The 16,163-nt window shown below is 58.9% G+C and carries 14 protein-coding genes; 7 read left to right on the forward strand and 7 right to left on the reverse strand.

Annotation, left to right across the window (positions count from 1 at the left end):
- Position 1: 1 nt before the first annotated feature.
- The 4 genes from LUN51_RS07130 to LUN51_RS07145 all read right to left on the reverse strand — a co-directional run bounded on the left by LUN51_RS07130 (position 2) and on the right by LUN51_RS07145 (position 3,616).
- Positions 2–709: a TorD/DmsD family molecular chaperone gene (locus LUN51_RS07130; protein ID WP_277810709.1), complete on the reverse strand. Its 708-nt coding sequence runs from the start codon at positions 707–709 to the stop codon at positions 2–4.
- 2 nt (positions 710–711) lie between these two features.
- Entirely contained in the window at positions 712–2,370 is a 1,659-nt protein-coding gene (locus LUN51_RS07135; RefSeq protein ID WP_277810710.1) for a 4Fe-4S binding protein, read from the reverse strand.
- Positions 2,371–2,565: 195 nt separating this feature from the next.
- Positions 2,566–3,186, reverse strand: a complete 621-nt coding sequence (locus LUN51_RS07140; protein ID WP_277810711.1) for a DUF3306 domain-containing protein — start codon at positions 3,184–3,186, stop codon at positions 2,566–2,568.
- Positions 3,187–3,190: 4 nt separating this feature from the next.
- A complete protein-coding gene (locus LUN51_RS07145; protein ID WP_277810712.1) occupies positions 3,191–3,616 on the reverse strand; it encodes a DUF3305 domain-containing protein in 426 nt (141 codons plus the stop codon).
- Positions 3,617–3,775: 159 nt separating this feature from the next.
- On the opposite strand from LUN51_RS07145, the gene LUN51_RS07150 reads away from it, so the two are divergent.
- The 3 genes from LUN51_RS07150 (at position 3,776) to LUN51_RS07160 (ending at position 7,234) form a co-directional block, all read left to right on the forward strand.
- The gene (locus LUN51_RS07150; protein ID WP_277810713.1) at positions 3,776–4,663 is read left to right on the forward strand and encodes a formate dehydrogenase accessory sulfurtransferase FdhD; all 888 of its coding nucleotides are present in this window, start codon (positions 3,776–3,778) and stop codon (positions 4,661–4,663) included.
- Complete coding sequence (locus LUN51_RS07155; RefSeq protein WP_277810714.1) at positions 4,660–5,583, forward strand: helix-turn-helix transcriptional regulator; 924 nt, start codon at positions 4,660–4,662, stop codon at positions 5,581–5,583. The genes LUN51_RS07150 and LUN51_RS07155 overlap by 4 nt, the downstream gene beginning before the upstream one ends.
- A 202-nt stretch (positions 5,584–5,785) precedes the next feature.
- Entirely contained in the window at positions 5,786–7,234 is a 1,449-nt protein-coding gene (locus tag LUN51_RS07160) for an APC family permease (RefSeq protein WP_277810715.1), read from the forward strand.
- Between the two features lie 62 nt (positions 7,235–7,296).
- Here LUN51_RS07160 and LUN51_RS07165 read toward each other — a convergent pair whose 3' ends face one another.
- Both LUN51_RS07165 and LUN51_RS07170 read right to left on the reverse strand, forming a co-directional pair.
- Positions 7,297–7,929, reverse strand: coding sequence for a helix-turn-helix domain-containing protein (locus LUN51_RS07165; protein WP_277810716.1), 633 nt, complete (start codon positions 7,927–7,929; stop codon positions 7,297–7,299).
- An 84-nt stretch (positions 7,930–8,013) separates the two neighbouring features.
- A complete protein-coding gene (locus LUN51_RS07170) occupies positions 8,014–8,952 on the reverse strand; it encodes a histone deacetylase family protein (RefSeq protein WP_277810717.1) in 939 nt (312 codons plus the stop codon).
- Between the two features lie 207 nt (positions 8,953–9,159).
- On the opposite strand from LUN51_RS07170, the gene LUN51_RS07175 reads away from it, so the two are divergent.
- The 4 genes from LUN51_RS07175 (at position 9,160) to LUN51_RS07190 (ending at position 15,300) form a co-directional block, all read left to right on the forward strand.
- Entirely contained in the window at positions 9,160–11,907 is a 2,748-nt protein-coding gene (locus LUN51_RS07175; RefSeq protein WP_277810718.1) for a bifunctional acetate--CoA ligase family protein/GNAT family N-acetyltransferase, read from the forward strand.
- A gap of 350 nt (positions 11,908–12,257) precedes the next feature.
- Positions 12,258–13,466, forward strand: coding sequence for a quaternary amine ABC transporter ATP-binding protein (locus tag LUN51_RS07180; RefSeq protein ID WP_246895042.1), 1,209 nt, complete (start codon positions 12,258–12,260; stop codon positions 13,464–13,466).
- Entirely contained in the window at positions 13,466–14,311 is an 846-nt protein-coding gene (locus tag LUN51_RS07185; protein ID WP_277810719.1) for an ABC transporter permease, read from the forward strand. Before LUN51_RS07180 ends, LUN51_RS07185 begins: the two co-directional genes overlap by 1 nt.
- A 104-nt stretch (positions 14,312–14,415) precedes the next feature.
- Entirely contained in the window at positions 14,416–15,300 is an 885-nt protein-coding gene (locus tag LUN51_RS07190; protein WP_277810720.1) for a glycine betaine ABC transporter substrate-binding protein, read from the forward strand.
- 119 nt (positions 15,301–15,419) lie between these two features.
- Here the strand turns inward: LUN51_RS07190 and pdxH are convergent, their stop codons facing one another.
- Complete coding sequence (gene pdxH / locus LUN51_RS07195) at positions 15,420–16,067, reverse strand: pyridoxamine 5'-phosphate oxidase (protein ID WP_261507020.1); 648 nt, start codon at positions 16,065–16,067, stop codon at positions 15,420–15,422.
- Positions 16,068–16,163: the final 96 nt, after the last annotated feature.

The raw sequence follows: 16,163 nt of genomic DNA on the forward strand, positions 1-16,163 counted from the left end.
GTCATGAGTGGGTGTCCCCTTCACTGTGCTTGGTTCCTTCACTGAGCTTAGTGGGGGTTGGCGAAAACGTGACGACTTGCGCGTCGGGGTCGCTCTGCAACTGGTTATCCTCGCGGGAGAAAAAGGCCTCCCCCAGCGCCCCGACGCTGGCATAGAACGGGTCTTCGACCTGGGCCAGGTCACGCATGAAACGTAGCGCCCAAGGGCTCAGGTGGCGTTTGAAAAAGGCTGCCTGTGCCTCGGCATGGGATTCGATGAGCATGGCCATGACTTCGCACATCGCCGAGAAATGATCCTCGGGCTCCTTGACGTGTGCGGCGCGCTCGTAGCCCAGGTGCTTGAGGTCGTGGCGCAGGGCCACTAACGGCATTTCCATCAGCGATCCGGTCAGGTACCAGGAGGCATACGGCACGAGTTGCCCCTGGATGACCCCAACCAGCAAGCCGAAATGCACATCGTGCAGCGTGCCGGGATGCGCGTGCTGGGCGGCCAGTGACAATGAGGCCCAGTGCCGCTTGAGTGCCGAGCTCTCGTCGTCGGGTTCGAGCGCGGAGAGAAAGTCGAGGAGCTCGGCATTGGGCGCCTCGCGCACCAGGCGGGCCAGCAATAGATAAACATCGGCGCGCAAGGCGTTGCGCTCTTCGAGAGCCGCAGAAAGCGACGCGGGCGTATCGGTTGAGTGCGTGTCGGTATGCTCGGATGTGGTCATGGTCATACCTTGAGCTGAGCGTTGGGGTCACGCGCCATGTCGTGCCAGATATCCTTGACGCGGCAGTCTTCGCACATTTCCAGTCGCTTGATGGCGTCGCCGGCGAAATAGGGATGATCGGCGAGTTTCTGCTTGATCGAGGCGATGGTGCTGGCGGTGGCAAAGGGCTTGCCGCAACTGATGCATTCGAATGGCGCCTCTTCCTTGACCGTCGCGACGTGGTTGCGGGTCTCTGGAGCGGCCATGAAACCGGGGTGCAGCGCTATGACTTGTTCGGGGCATGCGGTTTCGCAAAGCCCGCACTGCACACAGGCACTTTCTTGAAAGTTGAGAGCCGGTGATTGACCGGGGCTGCTGAGTGCCTGGGTGGGGCAGACCGCCACGCAAGCCATGCACAGCGTGCAGTTGTCGGTATCGATGTCGAGGGTGCCGAAAGGTGCACCCGCCGGCATGGCGACACGCGTCTCACGGGGCGTGCCGTGCGCGGCAAGGAAATCGAGAATGGCGTTGAGTGCCTCGCGCTTAGCGTGTGGGCGCTTCGTCTCCAGCCGTTCGCCGAGGGGTGGCAAGATCGGCAGTGCGTCGCGTGTGGCGATATCGCCTGCATCAATCAGGCTCAGGCGCCGAGGGTCGTGGCCCAGCGACTCGAGCATGGTAATGGCCTGTGCATGCTGGTCGCGTACCAGGCTCGCCAGTGACGGCGGCAGGGCATCATGCATGACGATGCGCACCTCGGCGGCGCCCCGGGCAATGGCGCCGAGCCAGTGATCCAGCCCCGCCGCGCCGATTTCCTCGAGGGGAACGTCTAGTACATGGCCCGCTGCTTCGGTGGTTTCGCTGGCTTGGGTTTCTTGATCGAGAAAACGCACCACCGCCGTATCGCCGCCTTCGGCTTGGTAGGTAGCAAGCAGACGCGCAATGTAATCGTCGAGGCTCTCCGGTGTGGGCAATGCATAACGAATGGCCCCGGTAGGGCAGACGCTGGTGCAACTGCCCGCACCGTGACAACGGAATGGGTCGATGACGATTTCCTGCTTGACACTCGAGATGGCGTCGGCGGGGCAGATATCGAGGCAGCGGGTGCAGCCGCTTTGGCCACGCCCGGCATGGGCGCATAGATCACTTTCGATCTGAAAGTAGCGCGGTTTTTCGAACTCGCCGATGCACGCCTGAAGATCCTGAATGGCCTGCGCGAGGGGTGTCGCTTGTGTAACGCGATGATACCCCGGCGGCGGCAATTCGTACTCCAACAGTGCCGGTGTGCCGAGATCGAGGATGGCATCGAAATGATCGCGTCCGAGGCTGGCCTGTGAAAGGGACTCACCGCCGTCGCGGGAGGTCAGATGAAATGCGCCCAGGTAACCTTCCAGGTGGGGGTCGGCGCAGGCGATATAGTGCGCATTGGTGATGTCGGATGCCTCGTAAACGTCATCCTGCGTCGCGATCAATGTCACACTGGCGAGCTCGCTGTCCACGAGCTGGTGGGCCGCCCGGTGGATCGCGTCCGCAGGGCCCACGATGGCGACATGGCCGTGACTTACGTAGCTCACGGTGGGCGGGGCGAGGTTCTGCGGCCATGATACCTGCTGCAGGGCAGCCTCACGGGCGGCTACATTACGTGCGTCGTCATTCAACGCGCGCGTATCGATGAACTGGGGCATGTCACCTCATCAACTTGTCGGTCTTGCCACGGGTCTTTGAATCTTGTCGTGCCAATCGTGTGGCATCGCGTCTCGGTCTTTGCCGAGCTTTATATAATGTTATGACTGCAGGTTAGATACCCGTTCTCGTCGCAAACGAAGGGCTTGCCGGGCAAGATACGGGAGTACTTGTGCAGCATTGAACTCCCCGGTGGGTCAACTTGACGCACCCGAGCGCCCAGATGGGTCATTTGGTGGCTTTTCTTCTGGCGGTCCTACCTCTTCTGACAGGCCTACCTCTTCCGGGCGGGATGTCTGCACGGCTTCAGAAGCGTCGTCTTTATCCTCTTCGGGGGGCATCTCGGATTGCAGTGCCGCCGCGTCGTCATGCTGTTCCGAGTCTTGGGACTCCGGCGCGTTTTCCTGGCGCAGCCATTGGCGCATGCGTGCACTGACCTCAGGCATCATTCGCATCAATTGCGAATAGTCCTCGTCGTAATCGTCGAGACCGTCGCGCACGTTGTAGTTGCCGACCTTGAACATGCGGCGCAGAGCGCGGCGCTTGAGGAGTTCCCCGACCCCCGGCAGCATGAAGGCTCGGAAATCGTCCCCGGCGCCGAGTTGTTCTGGTTCGGGGAGTTGCTCGTCCAATGGCCGATGCGGGTCGTAACCGGGGATCAAGGTCGCAGCGCGCGATGGCGTTTCGTTCGCTTCGCTCTGGGCAGGCGCGTGTGCCCGTTCCGATAGGGGGACCGTTGTTTCTTCGCTCGCTTTATCGAACGATGATGTGTCGCCGTGATCGCGTTTGCGCTGTGACCAGCGTTGCATGAAGCTCATGAAATCACTCCTGACTGGCGCGCCCGGCGCCTGCGCGTTTCTTCTTGCGGCCACCTTCGACACGTTCGCCATGACGCGCCAGGTAAGCTTCGATCCAGGCCTGTATCGCTAAAGGCATGGGGGTGTCGAGGACTTGGGTGTCACCATCCATCCAGTTGGCCGCGACTTCTTGGCTCGCGGTCAGTTCTCGCGGCGCGGGACCGTCGTCGGTCGTTTCGCAGCGCACGAACAGGCGGGGATGTTGGGAATTCAGGTTGAAACGATAGGCGGTACGTTCGGTGAGAAAGAGTGTCAGCGGCAGGACATGGGAGCCGCGATCATGGCACCCCATGTCTGCGATGTACCAGGCTAGGGACGTGAAGCCCTTGACCTCCTGGCGCTGGAAGGCCAGCTCGAGGCTTAAGTGTCTCAGATTATCGTCGGCCGCCATGATGGTTGCCTCCCTGTGAGATGAAACATGGCACGCTATGTCTGAATCATATAGCAAGCCGCGTGCCTGATAGTCCGGAAAATGCGTCATCGCCGTATATTTCCCTTGGGCATGCGTATCGCGCTTTGGGTATCCTGTCGCCACAAGAAGGAGGTGAGTATGTCCAATGTAGTGCTGAGTCGGGCGCGTATGCCGACAACGCTCGAGATCGCAGTGACTGACGAGTACGGTCAGCGTCGTCAGCAGGCGATCGCTGCCGAGCGCGCCTTGACGGTGTACTTGAACCGTCAGGAGATCGTCACCCTGATGACGCTGGGTGCTGAACCGGAAGCGCTGGTGCTGGGCTATCTGCGTAACCAGGGACTCTTGGCGCGTGCCGAGGATGTCGAAGCACTGCAGGTCGACTGGGACGTCGAGGCCGCCGCGGTCGTGACACGCGCCTTGCCTGAAGATCTTGACGCGCGCCTGGCTCAGCGAACCGTGACCACCGGCTGTGGGCAGGGAACGGTCTTCGGACGCCTACTCGATGCCACCGATCTGCAACCGCTACCGTGCGCACCGTTATCCCAGGCGGTGCTGTATCGCATGCTCGACAACCTGGGGCAGTTCAACGAGACCTATCGCAATGCCGGAGCCGTGCATGGCTGCGCGCTATGCCGTCAGGATTGCGTGCTGGGCTTCGTGGAAGACGTGGGGCGCCATAATGCGGTGGATACGCTGGCCGGTCGTCAATGGCTGGCGGCATTGGGAGAAGGTGTGCCGGAGGACACCGAACTGGCGACGGCGGATATTTTCTATACCACGGGGCGCCTGACGTCCGAAATGGTGCTCAAGGTCGCGCAGATGGGGATCAGCGTGCTGGTCTCGCGTTCGGGCATGACGCAGAAAGGCGTGGAGCTGGCGCAGCGTTTCGGCGTGCTGCTGGTGGCGCGGGCCAAGGGGCGCCATTTTCAGGTCGTCGACGAACAGGCGCGCCTGGTGCTGGATGCCATGCCGGCGCCACGCCCGGGGGACAAAGCGGTATCTCGGCATAAGGGCACCTTATGAGCGATTCATCCTCTACGTCGCCGTTTCTCAACGTGCATCAGGTCGCCGAGCTTCTGCATCTCAACGAGAAGAAGGTTTATCAGTTGGCCAGCGATGGCGCCATTCCCTCTACCAAGGTGACCGGTAAATGGCTATTCCCTCGACGCTTGGTCGAGCAGTGGATCCTCGAGTCCTGTCATCATGGGGTGCTGGCCGATCGTCTGATGGTGACCGGCAGTGACGACCCATTGCTCTCTGCGCTGATCATGCGACTCAATCAGCAGCAGCAAGGGCATGCTTTCTATGGTTATAGCGTGACCGGGACGCAACTGGGTTTGTCGCTGCTCTCGCAAGGCCGTGCCGATGTGTGTGCCATTCATTGGGGGCGGGCCGAGGAGAGCGAGTTGCGCCATCCCGCCTTGGTGAGAAGCCATAGCGGCTATCGTCATTGGGTGCTGGTGCGGCTGTTCCGCCGCAGCCAGGGGTTGATCATCCGGCCCGAGGACCGACACCAGCCTCACGACCCCTCGGGGCTTTTCGGTGCCAATCGGCGCTGGGCGATCCGCCAGGAAGGGGCAGGATCGCAGCGCTTCCTCAAGGAATGGTTGGCGGGGCATCAGTTACGACTCGATCAGCTTAACACCCAGGTCGTCGCGTATAGCGAGCGCGAGGTTGCTTCGCTCATCGCGCGTCACGAAGCCGATATCGGCCCGGGAACGCTGTCGGCGGCCAATGAATTCGGTTTAGGCTTCATTCCCATCACCGAGGAGGCGTTCGATCTGGTGACGCCGCGTAACGTGTATTTCCGGTCGCTATTGCAACAGATGTTCGATTATCTACACAGTGCCGCCGGCTTAACTCTGGCCCAGTCACTGGGCGGCTACACGCTCGAGGAATGCGGCAAGTTGTTGTGGCGGGGGGACGACGTCCAGCATACCTAGCCTCTCTACTGTGCTTATCGTCATGGCGTGGAAAAAACGGACATTGCTTCGTGTCCTGGGTTGTCTCGGTTCCCGTGGTCCATTATCTTCCCCGATTGGTGTGCATTATATGAAACAAATGCTGCTTTCTGGACGCAAGATACCTGCACTCTAAACATAAGTGCATTCTCAACAATACCGCTTTCAATAAACGAGTATCGTGATGAATCGAACAACGACTTCCCATGGGGCAAGTGAACTGACGCGCGTGCTGGCGCGCAAGGATGTGCTCGCATTGGCGTTCGGCGCCATGGTCGGGTGGGGCTGGATCGTCATGACCGGCAACTGGATCCAGTCGGCAGGAAGTCTAGGGGCCATCCTGGCCTTTGTCATCGGCGGCATTGCCATCGTGTTGGTGGGCTTGACGTACGCTGAGCTGGCCTCAGCCATGCCTCAGGTCGGCGGCGAACACGTATACAGTTATCACGCTTTAGGGCATTTCGCCTCGTTTCTCTGCACTTGGAGCATCGTGCTGGGCTACATGAGCGTGGTGTCGTTTGAGGCAGTGGCGTTGCCCACGGTGTTCGAGAATCTGTTCCCCGGTTATGCCGTTGGCCATCTGTGGACGATTGCCGGCTGGGAGGTCGAAGCTACCTGGGTGACAGTTGGCGTTATTGGCTCATTGGTCATGATGGCGATCAATTACATCGGTATTCGTACGGCGGCGCTGGTGCAAAAGCTGGTGACTGTGCTGATTCTGGTCGTGGGAGTAATGTTTATTACGGGCGCACTCTTCACCGGCGAGGCCGTCCACATGGAGCCGTTGTTCAACGTCGAGAACGGTCTTGTGGGCGGCATCATGACGGTCATGATCATGGTACCGTTCATGTTCGTGGGCTTCGACGTGATTCCCCAGGCGGCGGAGGAAATCAATTTGCCGTTTCGCGATATCGGCAAGGTGCTGATGATCTCGGTCATCTTGGCGGTATTCTGGTATGCATTGATCATTCTGGGCACATCGCTGATGCTAGACCCGGAGGCGCTGGAAGGGTCCACGCTGGCGGTGCCGGATGCCATGCAGGCCGTCTTCTCGGCGCCCTGGGCCGGCAAGTTAATGGTGCTGGCGGGGATCGCGGGCATCATCACGAGCTGGAACGCCTTTTACATCGGCGGCTCCCGTGCCGTTTATGCCTTGGCGCACGCGGGTATGCTGCCGGCGTTTCTGGGCAAGTTGCATCCGCGCTACAAGACGCCCAGCAACGCGGTGGTCATGATCGGGGCGGTGTCGTGCCTGGCGCCGTTCTTCGGCCGTCCGATGCTGGTCTGGCTCGTCGATGCCGGGGGATTGGGCATCGTCATTGCATATCTCTTCGTGGCGCTGTCGTTTGTGGTGATGCGTTATAAGAACGCTGATATGTCGCGTCCCTTCAAAGTGCCTTATGGCAAGTTGGTCGGCATCGTTGCGGTGGCGTTGTCGTTGGGGATGGTGAGTCTCTATTTACCGGGCAGCCCCTCGGCGTTGTTGCCGATTGAGTGGGTCGTCTTCGGAGCCTGGATGCTGCTGGGGCTGGCGATGTATCTATGGTCGCGCAAGCGCTACGGGGTGGCATACAGCGATCGCATGATGGCACGCGAACTATCCGGTGATAGTGCGGTGAAAGACATCGACTGAATGTCGCCGAGTGCGACGTGTAGCGATGACAAGACGCCCGGCTCAAGGCCGGGCGTCTTGCGTTACGCGTTCTCGCCGCGCGTGCATACGGAGAGCACTACGGCGTCTGATTCGCTGACCGACACCAGGGCATGGCCCATGTCGCTGTCGAAATAGATACTGTCGCCGTGGGTCAGGCGCAGCGGTTCATAGAACTCGGTGTATAGCAGGATATCGCCGTCGAGCACCATCAGGAATTCCTCGCCGTCATGGCGTACCCACTCTTGGAATTCATCGAAGCTACGGGCGCGAACGATGGTTTTGAAGGGAATCATCCGCTTCTGTGCCAGCTGCCACGATAACAGCTCATGCTCATAGGTAGGCGTGGGGTGTTGTTGGCCTTCGCCGACACGTGTCAGGTCTCGGCGACCGAGTGTATGTGACTGCGGCTTGGGCGGCGTCAGCAGTTGCGGCAGATCGATTCCGAGGCCGCCGATAAGTTTCTGCACGGCGCTGAAGGTTGGCGAGATCTGATCGTTCTCGATCTTGGATAGCGTCGAACGCGCTAAGCCGGTACGTTGGCTGACATCTTCCAAGGTCCAGTGGTTGGACAGGCGAATTTCCTTGAGGCGCTCACCCAGACGTAGCGGCTCGACGAACGCTTTGCGTCCAGAGGCGATGCGCAGGGCGGCGTCGCTATCGGTTTGGGTAGCCATGAGCTCCACAATAGGAAATAAAGTTTCCGTTAGGATACCACAGCCCAATGGGCGCGGGGCGAGTCGGACGTCGTTCGGAGGCGCTCACGGGTCGCCTAGAGGAAAGCCCAGTAGCGCCTTGAGATGTGCCTCGACACTGGTCCCCAAAGCATCCAGATGGTAGCCCCCCTCGAGTACCGATACTAAGCGTCCTTCGGCGTATACACGGGCGATATCCAGGGCGAGCTGCGTTACCCAGAAGTAATCGGGCTCGAGGAGGTTAAGGTCCGCCATGGGGTCGTCGCGGTGCGCATCGAAGCCCGCCGAAAGCATGATCAACTGTGGTTTGAAGGCTTGCAGGGCGGGAAGCCAATGTGTTTCCACGCCGCGTCGGAACGCTGTGCCGTCGCTGCCGGCCATCAAGGGCGTGTTGACGATGTTGTCCCATGTGCCGTTCATATAGCGCCAAGGGTAGAAGGGCGTTTGGAAGCTCGAGCAGACTAGAACGCCGGGGTCGTCCTTGAAGATATCGACCGTGCCGTTGCCCTGGTGGACGTCGAAATCCAGCACGGCGATGCGCTCGACGCCATAACGCTGGCGGGCATGGGCCACCCCGATGGCGACGTTGTTATAGAAGCAAAAGCCCATCGCTGAGCTGCGCTCGGCATGATGCCCGGGGGGGCGCACGGCGCAGAAGACGTTATCCGCCTGGTGACGAAAGACCTGGTCCACGCCACGTACGACCGCGCCGGCGGCGACACGTGCGGCGGCCAGCGTGCCTTGGTTCATGTGGGTCTCGCCGTCCAGTTCGCTCAAGCCTTCCTGTGGGGCGTGAGCCTCGAGCATCTCCAGATACTGCGGACAATGCGCAAGGGCGAGCGTCTGCGCTTTTACCGGCTGCGCTTCGGATTGCATGGTATGCGTCAAGACACCGCTCAAGGCCAAGCGTGCGCGTATGGCTTCAAGGCGCTTGGGGCTCTCGGGATGGTTCGGCCCCATGAAATGCTGCATGCAATCGGGGTGGGTGATATACGCAGTGATCATGGGAACTCCATCCAGAGGATGTCTATCGGCTGAGACGATGGGCGCATGCTGTCCGCGGAGGACCTTAAGGCCTGATAGGATGTGAGAACAGTGCCTATAGGTCGAACGATGCCACGTCACTGCGGCCATGACGAGAGGCCTGCGTTGAGTTTAGGCCGCCTGGGCGGTTGGTGAGCGGCAAAGTCGGATCAAGCGGGAGAGATTGCTGTGGGAACGCGTTTTCTGCGTCACTTCTTCGAGCCACATAGCGTGGCAGTAATCGGCGCTTCGGAAAAGCCGCATTCAATGGGCGGTATGGTGCTTGGCAATCTGCTTGAGGCGGGATTTTCCGGCACTCTTTGGGCGGTGAACCCGCGCGGTTATGACACGGTCTACGGCGTCACCTGCGTAAAGCGTATTGCGGATTTGCCCGCCGTGCCGGATCTGGCGATCCTCTGCAATCCGGTAGAAGGCGTGCCGCGGAGCATCGAGGCACTGGGCAAGTTGGGCGCGCGCGCGGCCTTGGTGCTGTCGGGGGGCTCATATCTCGACGATCGAACACAGGATGGCGGTTCGCTTCGAGAGCGTATGCTCAAGGCTGCGCTGCGCTCGGGAATCCGCGTGTTGGGGCCGGAGTGTCTGGGGATCGTGGTGCCCGGCAGCAAGCTCAACGCCACGTATGCCAGCCAGCCGATCAAGGCGGGACGTGTCGCCTATCTAGGGCAGTCGGGGATGCTCGGCAATGCCATGATCGACTGGGCCGCGGGCCGCGACATCGGCTTTTCGCATTTGGTGACATTGGGCGACAGCGTTGACGTGATGCTGTCCGACCTAATGGATTACATCAACCAATACTCGCCGACACGTGCCTTGCTGCTGCATCTGGAACGAGTACACGATGCGCAGCATTTCATGACTGCGTTGCGTGATGCCTCACGACACCGGTTGGTGTTGGCAATCAAGAGCGGACGCTCGGTTCAGTCGACACTCACCCATGAACCGCAGACGCCAGGGATCGATAATCGCGACGTGGTGTTTGATGCAGCGCTGGCGCGCGCAGGGGTCGTGCGCGTGGATGATTCCGATGAGTTGTTCGATGCATTGGAAACACTGACGCGCATGCGTCCGTTGCGTGGTGACCGCTTGGCCATCGTGGCGAATGGTCTGGGACCGGCGCTCTTGGCGATCGACAAGCTGGTGATCGCGGGGGGCAAGCTGGCGGAATTAACCGACGTTACCCGCGATGCACTGGTGCAGGGGGAGTTCGATGTCAGCTTGCCGGGGCGTAACCCTGTCGATTTGGGCGGTAACGCCTCGCCTGAGCGGTTCGTCGATGCGTTGGAAATTGTGGCGGCCGATGCCAACGTGGACGCCGTACTGGTGGTACACGCACCGACTCGTCTGGCGCCTTCCAAAATGACGGCCGAGGCGTTGATCGCCAACCGCAAACGCTTCAAACGCAACCTGCTTACCAGTTGGATGGGGCTCGAGGAAGCGCTCAAGGCACGCCATGAGTGCAATTTGGCGGGTATCCCCACCTATATCTCCCCAGAGAAAGCGGTCAAGGCTTTCATGCACATGGTCGACTATCAGCGTGTGCAGACGCTCCTGCAGGAAACGCCGCCAAGCTTGCCTTTTACCACACAACCCGACATTCGCGCCCGCTGCCATCGGTTGATCGCCTCGGCCAAGCAGCGTGAACGTGATCGCCTGACACATCAGGAAACCGCCGAGGTACTGGCCGCCTATGGCATACCGTCGGCACCGAGCAAGTATGTCTTCGGCCCCGAGGAAGCGCTTCAAGCGGCGCGGGACATCGAAGGTCCCATGGCACTGAAGATCGTGCATGCAAATAACTGCGTGCCGTTTCGCTACCGCAAGCACCCCCATAAGCTCTCTGCGGGCTTGCTGCAAGACCTCGAGACACCGGAGCAGGTGGCCGATGGTGTGCGGCGCCTGGGGGACAAAGTCCGCGAAAAATTCCCCGAAAGCCCAATTTTCAGCTATTGCCTGCAACGTATGCAGCGCGGCAAGGCGTCGATGCAGCTCTGTGCGGGCATTACGCGTGACCCGGTGTTCGGTCCGATCATTGTCTTCGGTATTGGCGGTTACAAGATCAATGTGCTGGCGGATCGTCAGGTGGCCTTGCCGCCCCTGAACATGACCCTGGCCAATGAGTTGGTATCGCGTACGCACGCGTACCGCCTGATCCGTGAGCACGCCGCCGACCCCGAACAAGACGTCGAGCGCCTTTGCGAATTACTAGTCAAGCTCTCGCAGATGGCGTCGGATTTGCCTGAACTCCAGGGGTTGGAGCTCAATCCGCTATTGCTCAACCGCGATGGTGTCGTGGCGGTGGACTTTGCCATGGACCTGGGGCAGCCCGCGCGTCATGCGATCATGCCGTACCCCGAGGAACTTCGTGAATGGCGGGCGTTGGGCAATGGCATGGATGTCGAAGTGCGCCCGATTCGGGGGGAGGACGCGCCGCTGATTACGCTATTCCACGAGCAGCTCTCCGAAGAAAGCATTCGATTTCGTTATTTCCACCACAAGGCGGATCTGACCCAGCGCGACTTGGCCGTACTGGCACAGATCAATTACGACCGTCAAATGGCCTTCATCGCCGAGCATGCGCGACCCGATGGCAGTAAGGAAATGCTGGGTGTAGTGCGTGTGTGGAACGATCCGGACAACATCCGCACGGAATTTTCCGTGATCATTCGCGATGATCTCCACGGGCATGGCCTCGGTAGCCTGCTAATGGAAAAGATGATCCGTTACTGCAAGGGCCTCGGCATCCTCGAGATGGTCGGCACGGTGATGCTCGACAATCAGCCTATGCGCGCATTGCTGAAACACCTGGGCTTCAGTTTCCGCTATAACATGGAAGAACAGGTGGTCGAGGCCTCCTTGCGGCTCAACGAGCCAAGCAACGATTGGCAGCGTCACCGTCTGGAGAGTTCGACGGACTAAGGCTTCTTGGCTTATTCCCCGATGTCGCGGTGAAGCCGTTGAAGGTCGGCTTCGTCGCTTGTAGAGCTCGGCGATCGAGTATGATCGAGGCGCCTGGCGGCGCGTGCCGGGTTATTGAACCATGGATCAATCATCAGCTGTTTTTATTTGAAGCAATATCAATAAGTAGGTATGATTCGATACGAAACATAACGAAATTTTATCTTCATGATCATCTCTTATCATCTCCATGACCATAATAAGAGCCAGGAGACTGACCCGCCAGATACTCACAACGTGACAACGTGACATTGCTGAGCGCTCTTGCTTCGCAAGGGCATGGCGACGACTTGACCAAAGCAGGCAAGCCTATGACTGAAACAGACGAAACCAATATCAAGATTCAGGTGCGCGGCCTGAGCAAGGTGTTTGGCTCCCAGCCTAAGAAAGCACTCGAGCTGCGTAACCAAGGGAAAAAGCGTCCCGAGATTCTTGAAAAAACCGGCCAGACCCTGGGTCTTTCCAATATCGACTTCGATGTACGTGAAGGTGAGCTTCTCGTCATTATGGGTCTGTCGGGCTCCGGGAAATCGACGTTGATTCGCTGTCTCAATCGCCTCATCGAGCCCACCGAGGGCGATATCGTGATCGATGGTCAGAACATTCCCAAGCTCAGTGAGAAAGAGCTGCTGGAGTGCCGCCGCCGTCACTTCTCGATGGTTTTCCAGAATTTCGCGTTGTTTCCGCATAAAACCGTGCAGGAAAACGCAGAATATGGCCTTGAGGTTCGCGGCATCGAGAAAAAGTCTCGCGTGGAAAGCGCTCGTAACTCACTCAAGCAGGTAGGCCTGGACGGCTGGGAAGATGCTTACCCGAGCCAGCTTTCCGGGGGCATGCAGCAGCGTGTCGGCCTGGCCCGTGCGTTGGCTAACGATTCTACCGTGATGCTGATGGATGAGGCATTTTCGGCACTCGATCCGCTGATCCGCAAAGATATGCAGCAGGAACTGATCGAGCTGCAGCATCGTATGAAGAAGACCACGATCTTCATCACCCACGATCTTGATGAAGCGATCAGCATCGGGGATCGCATCATCCTTCTCAAGGATGGTGAAGTCGTTCAGATGGGGACGCCCGAAGATATCCTGACGCGGCCCGCTGACGATTATGTGGCACGCTTCGTCGAGGGCGTGGATATGTCGCGCATCTTCACGGCAAACAGTGCCATGCGTTCTGTGCGTGCCACGGCGCGTGATAGCGACGGCCCGCGCACCGTGTTGCGCAAAATGAGCGACAACGGACTCGACTCCATCTACGTCATCGGTCGTGACCGCACCTTGCTGGGCATCGTAAATGTCGACGACGTCGATGCCGCGGCCAAGGCTGGCAAGGACACGATCAACGAGTTGATCCAGAACGACTTCCCGAAGGCCGGTCCGGATGAACCGATGAACAATCTCTTTGCCATGTTTAACGATAAAAGCTATCCGATCGCCATCGTCGACGACAACCAGCGTCTATTGGGGGTGGTCGTGAAAGGTGCGGTACTCGAAAAACTGGCTGAAGCGGGAGAGCACTGATGGCGATTGATATTCCACGCATTCCCCTCGGCGATGGCATCGAGGGTGGTCTCGATTTTCTAACATCCCATTATTCCATGGTGACGCGAGGCATCTCACGTGTCACACAGAGTGGGATCACGGTACTCAACGATGGGTTAATGTGGCTGCCCGAGTGGGCACTCATGGCGATCATTGCACTGATCTGCTGGCGGGTTGCCAACTTGCGCCTAGGGATTGGCGCGGTGTTGGGACTGGCCTTGATCTGGAACCTTGGGCTTTGGGACCCGATGATCGAGACCTTGACGCTGGTGGTGATCGCCACCTTTGTTGCGGTAGTCATTGCCATGCCACTTGGGGTGCTCGCGGCCATTTCGGATCGCTTCTATAGTGTCATCATGCCGGTTCTGGATTTCATGCAGACCATGCCGGCTTTCGTTTACCTGATTCCGGCCATTCCGTTTTTCGGTATTGGGTCAGTGTCGGCTATTTTTGCCACGGTGATCTTTTCGATGCCGCCGGCGATACGCTTCACTACGCTGGGTATTCGACAGGTGCCCAAGGACTTGATAGAGGCGGCGGATGCGTTCGGTGCCACGCGTAGTCAGAAGCTGATCAAGATTCAGTTTCCGCTGTCCTTGCCGACGATCATGGCCGGCATCAATCAGACGATCATGCTAGCGTTGTCGATGGTCGTTATCGCGGCAATGATCGGGGCCGATGGCCTGGGCAGCGAAGTGTGGCGCGCCATCCAGCGTCTGCGTCCTGGCGATGGTTTCGAAGCAGGTATTGCTGTAGTGATCCTCGCCATGTTGCTGGATCGCATTACGCAGGCGCTTCGCAAGCCGAAAAAGAAAGCTAGCTAAGAAGCAAGGCGTAACAAAACGCCATGTATCGAGCATATGCTCGAAAAGGAACGGCTGCGGCCGTTCCGGCAGGATCTCCCATCAATAAGAGAAGGGGAAAAACGATGACACGCACTCCATTGACGAAAGCCGTACGCTATGGCGCCATCATGATGGCCGCCGGTGCAGGGCTCAATGCGGGCATCGCGCAAGCGCAGGACAGCAAGGGTGATATCACGCTCGCCTATGTCGAGTGGTCTTCCGAAGTGGCCTCCACCAACGTGGTGCGAGCGGTGCTCGAAGAGCAGGGCTACAACGTGGAAATGTCCTCACTGTCTGCCGCAGCGATGTGGCAAGCCGTAGCGTATGGTGATGCCGATGGCATGGTGGCGGCATGGTTGCCTTCCACGCATGAACAGTACCTGAATGAGGTGGGCGACAAGGTCGAGAACCTGGGGCCGAACCTTCAAGGTACCAAGCTGGGGCTTGTTGCTCCCTCTTATACCGATATCTCATCTATTGATGAACTCGATGACAAAGCGGATATGGTCAACGACGAGATCGTGGGCATTGATCCGGGTGCCGGTCTGATGAATCTGACCGAAAAGGTTATCGAAGAATACGATCTAGGTGACGCCATCAACCTGCAATCGGGCAGTGGCGCTACTATGACGGCGGCGCTGGATAGTGCCATCAAGAACGACGAGGACATCGTCGTCGCCGGTTGGACACCGCACTGGATGTTCGCACGCTGGGACCTTAAGTATCTGGACGATCCCAAGAACGTCTACGGTGGTGCCGAGCACATCAACACCGTCGTGCGCCAAGGGCTGAAGGAGGATATGCCGGAAGCCTATGCCATTCTCGATAACTTCGAGTGGACGCCGGAGCAGATGGGCGAAGTGATGCTCATGAATCAGGAAGAAGATTCCGATCCGTACGAAAACGCCAAGAAGTGGGTTGACGAGAACCCCGAAGTCGTCGATGAGTGGGTAAACGGCGACAGCTGATAGGCGCTACTTACGACACTATTTGTCGAAGAGTGTTGAAGCAGACGCCCGGTCCTTAGTGGACCGGGCGTTTTGCATGGTGGGCTCGCTGACGTGCTGGATGGGGGCAAGCCTTGAGATTAAGGCGCCAAGCGCGTTTTGCTCCAGGCTGAATCCTGCTCGTGATGGCGATAGCGAATACGATCATGGAGACGATTGGATTGGCCTTGCCAGAACTCCAGAATATATGGCCTAACACGATAGCCACCCCAGTGAGGGGGACGCTCGACGCTTTGATCGGAATAGACCTGTTCGAAGCGTTGCTTGCGTTCTTCCAGCCATTCGCGGTCGGGAATTTCCACGCTTTGCTGGGAAATCCACGCGCCTAGCTGGCTGTCCCGAGGGCGGCTGGCGAAATACTCATCCGAGATGTTGGCCTCGGCTTTTTCCACGCGCCCCTCGATACGTACCTGCCGGTGTAGTGTGGGCCACCAGAACACCAGGGCAGCATGAGGGACATTCGCCAGCTCACTACCCTTGTGGCTTTGGTAGTTGGTGAAGAACACGAACCCTTGCTCGTCGAAATGCTTGAGCAATACCACGCGGGCATGAGGGAGCCCTTGGCTATCGACGGTGGCCAACGTCATGGCATTGGGATCTTGAGGTTCATGCTCGCGGGCGGCCGAGAACCAGGTCTGAAACAAGTCTATGGGCGATGCCGGCGTGTGCGCGTCGGAGAGTGTCTCGCCGGCGTAATCGCGTCGCAGGTCAGCGATATCGTAATTCATGGTCTTCCTCTCCTAAGTGTGCATCCATCTTTATTAGGCGGCGGTATTCGGCGGACATTCCCGATGAATGCTGGCATATCCAGGCGAATACGGTGA

The organism is Chromohalobacter canadensis (assembly GCF_029544075.1).
Classification (GTDB): Bacteria; Pseudomonadota; Gammaproteobacteria; order Pseudomonadales; family Halomonadaceae; genus Chromohalobacter; species Chromohalobacter canadensis_A.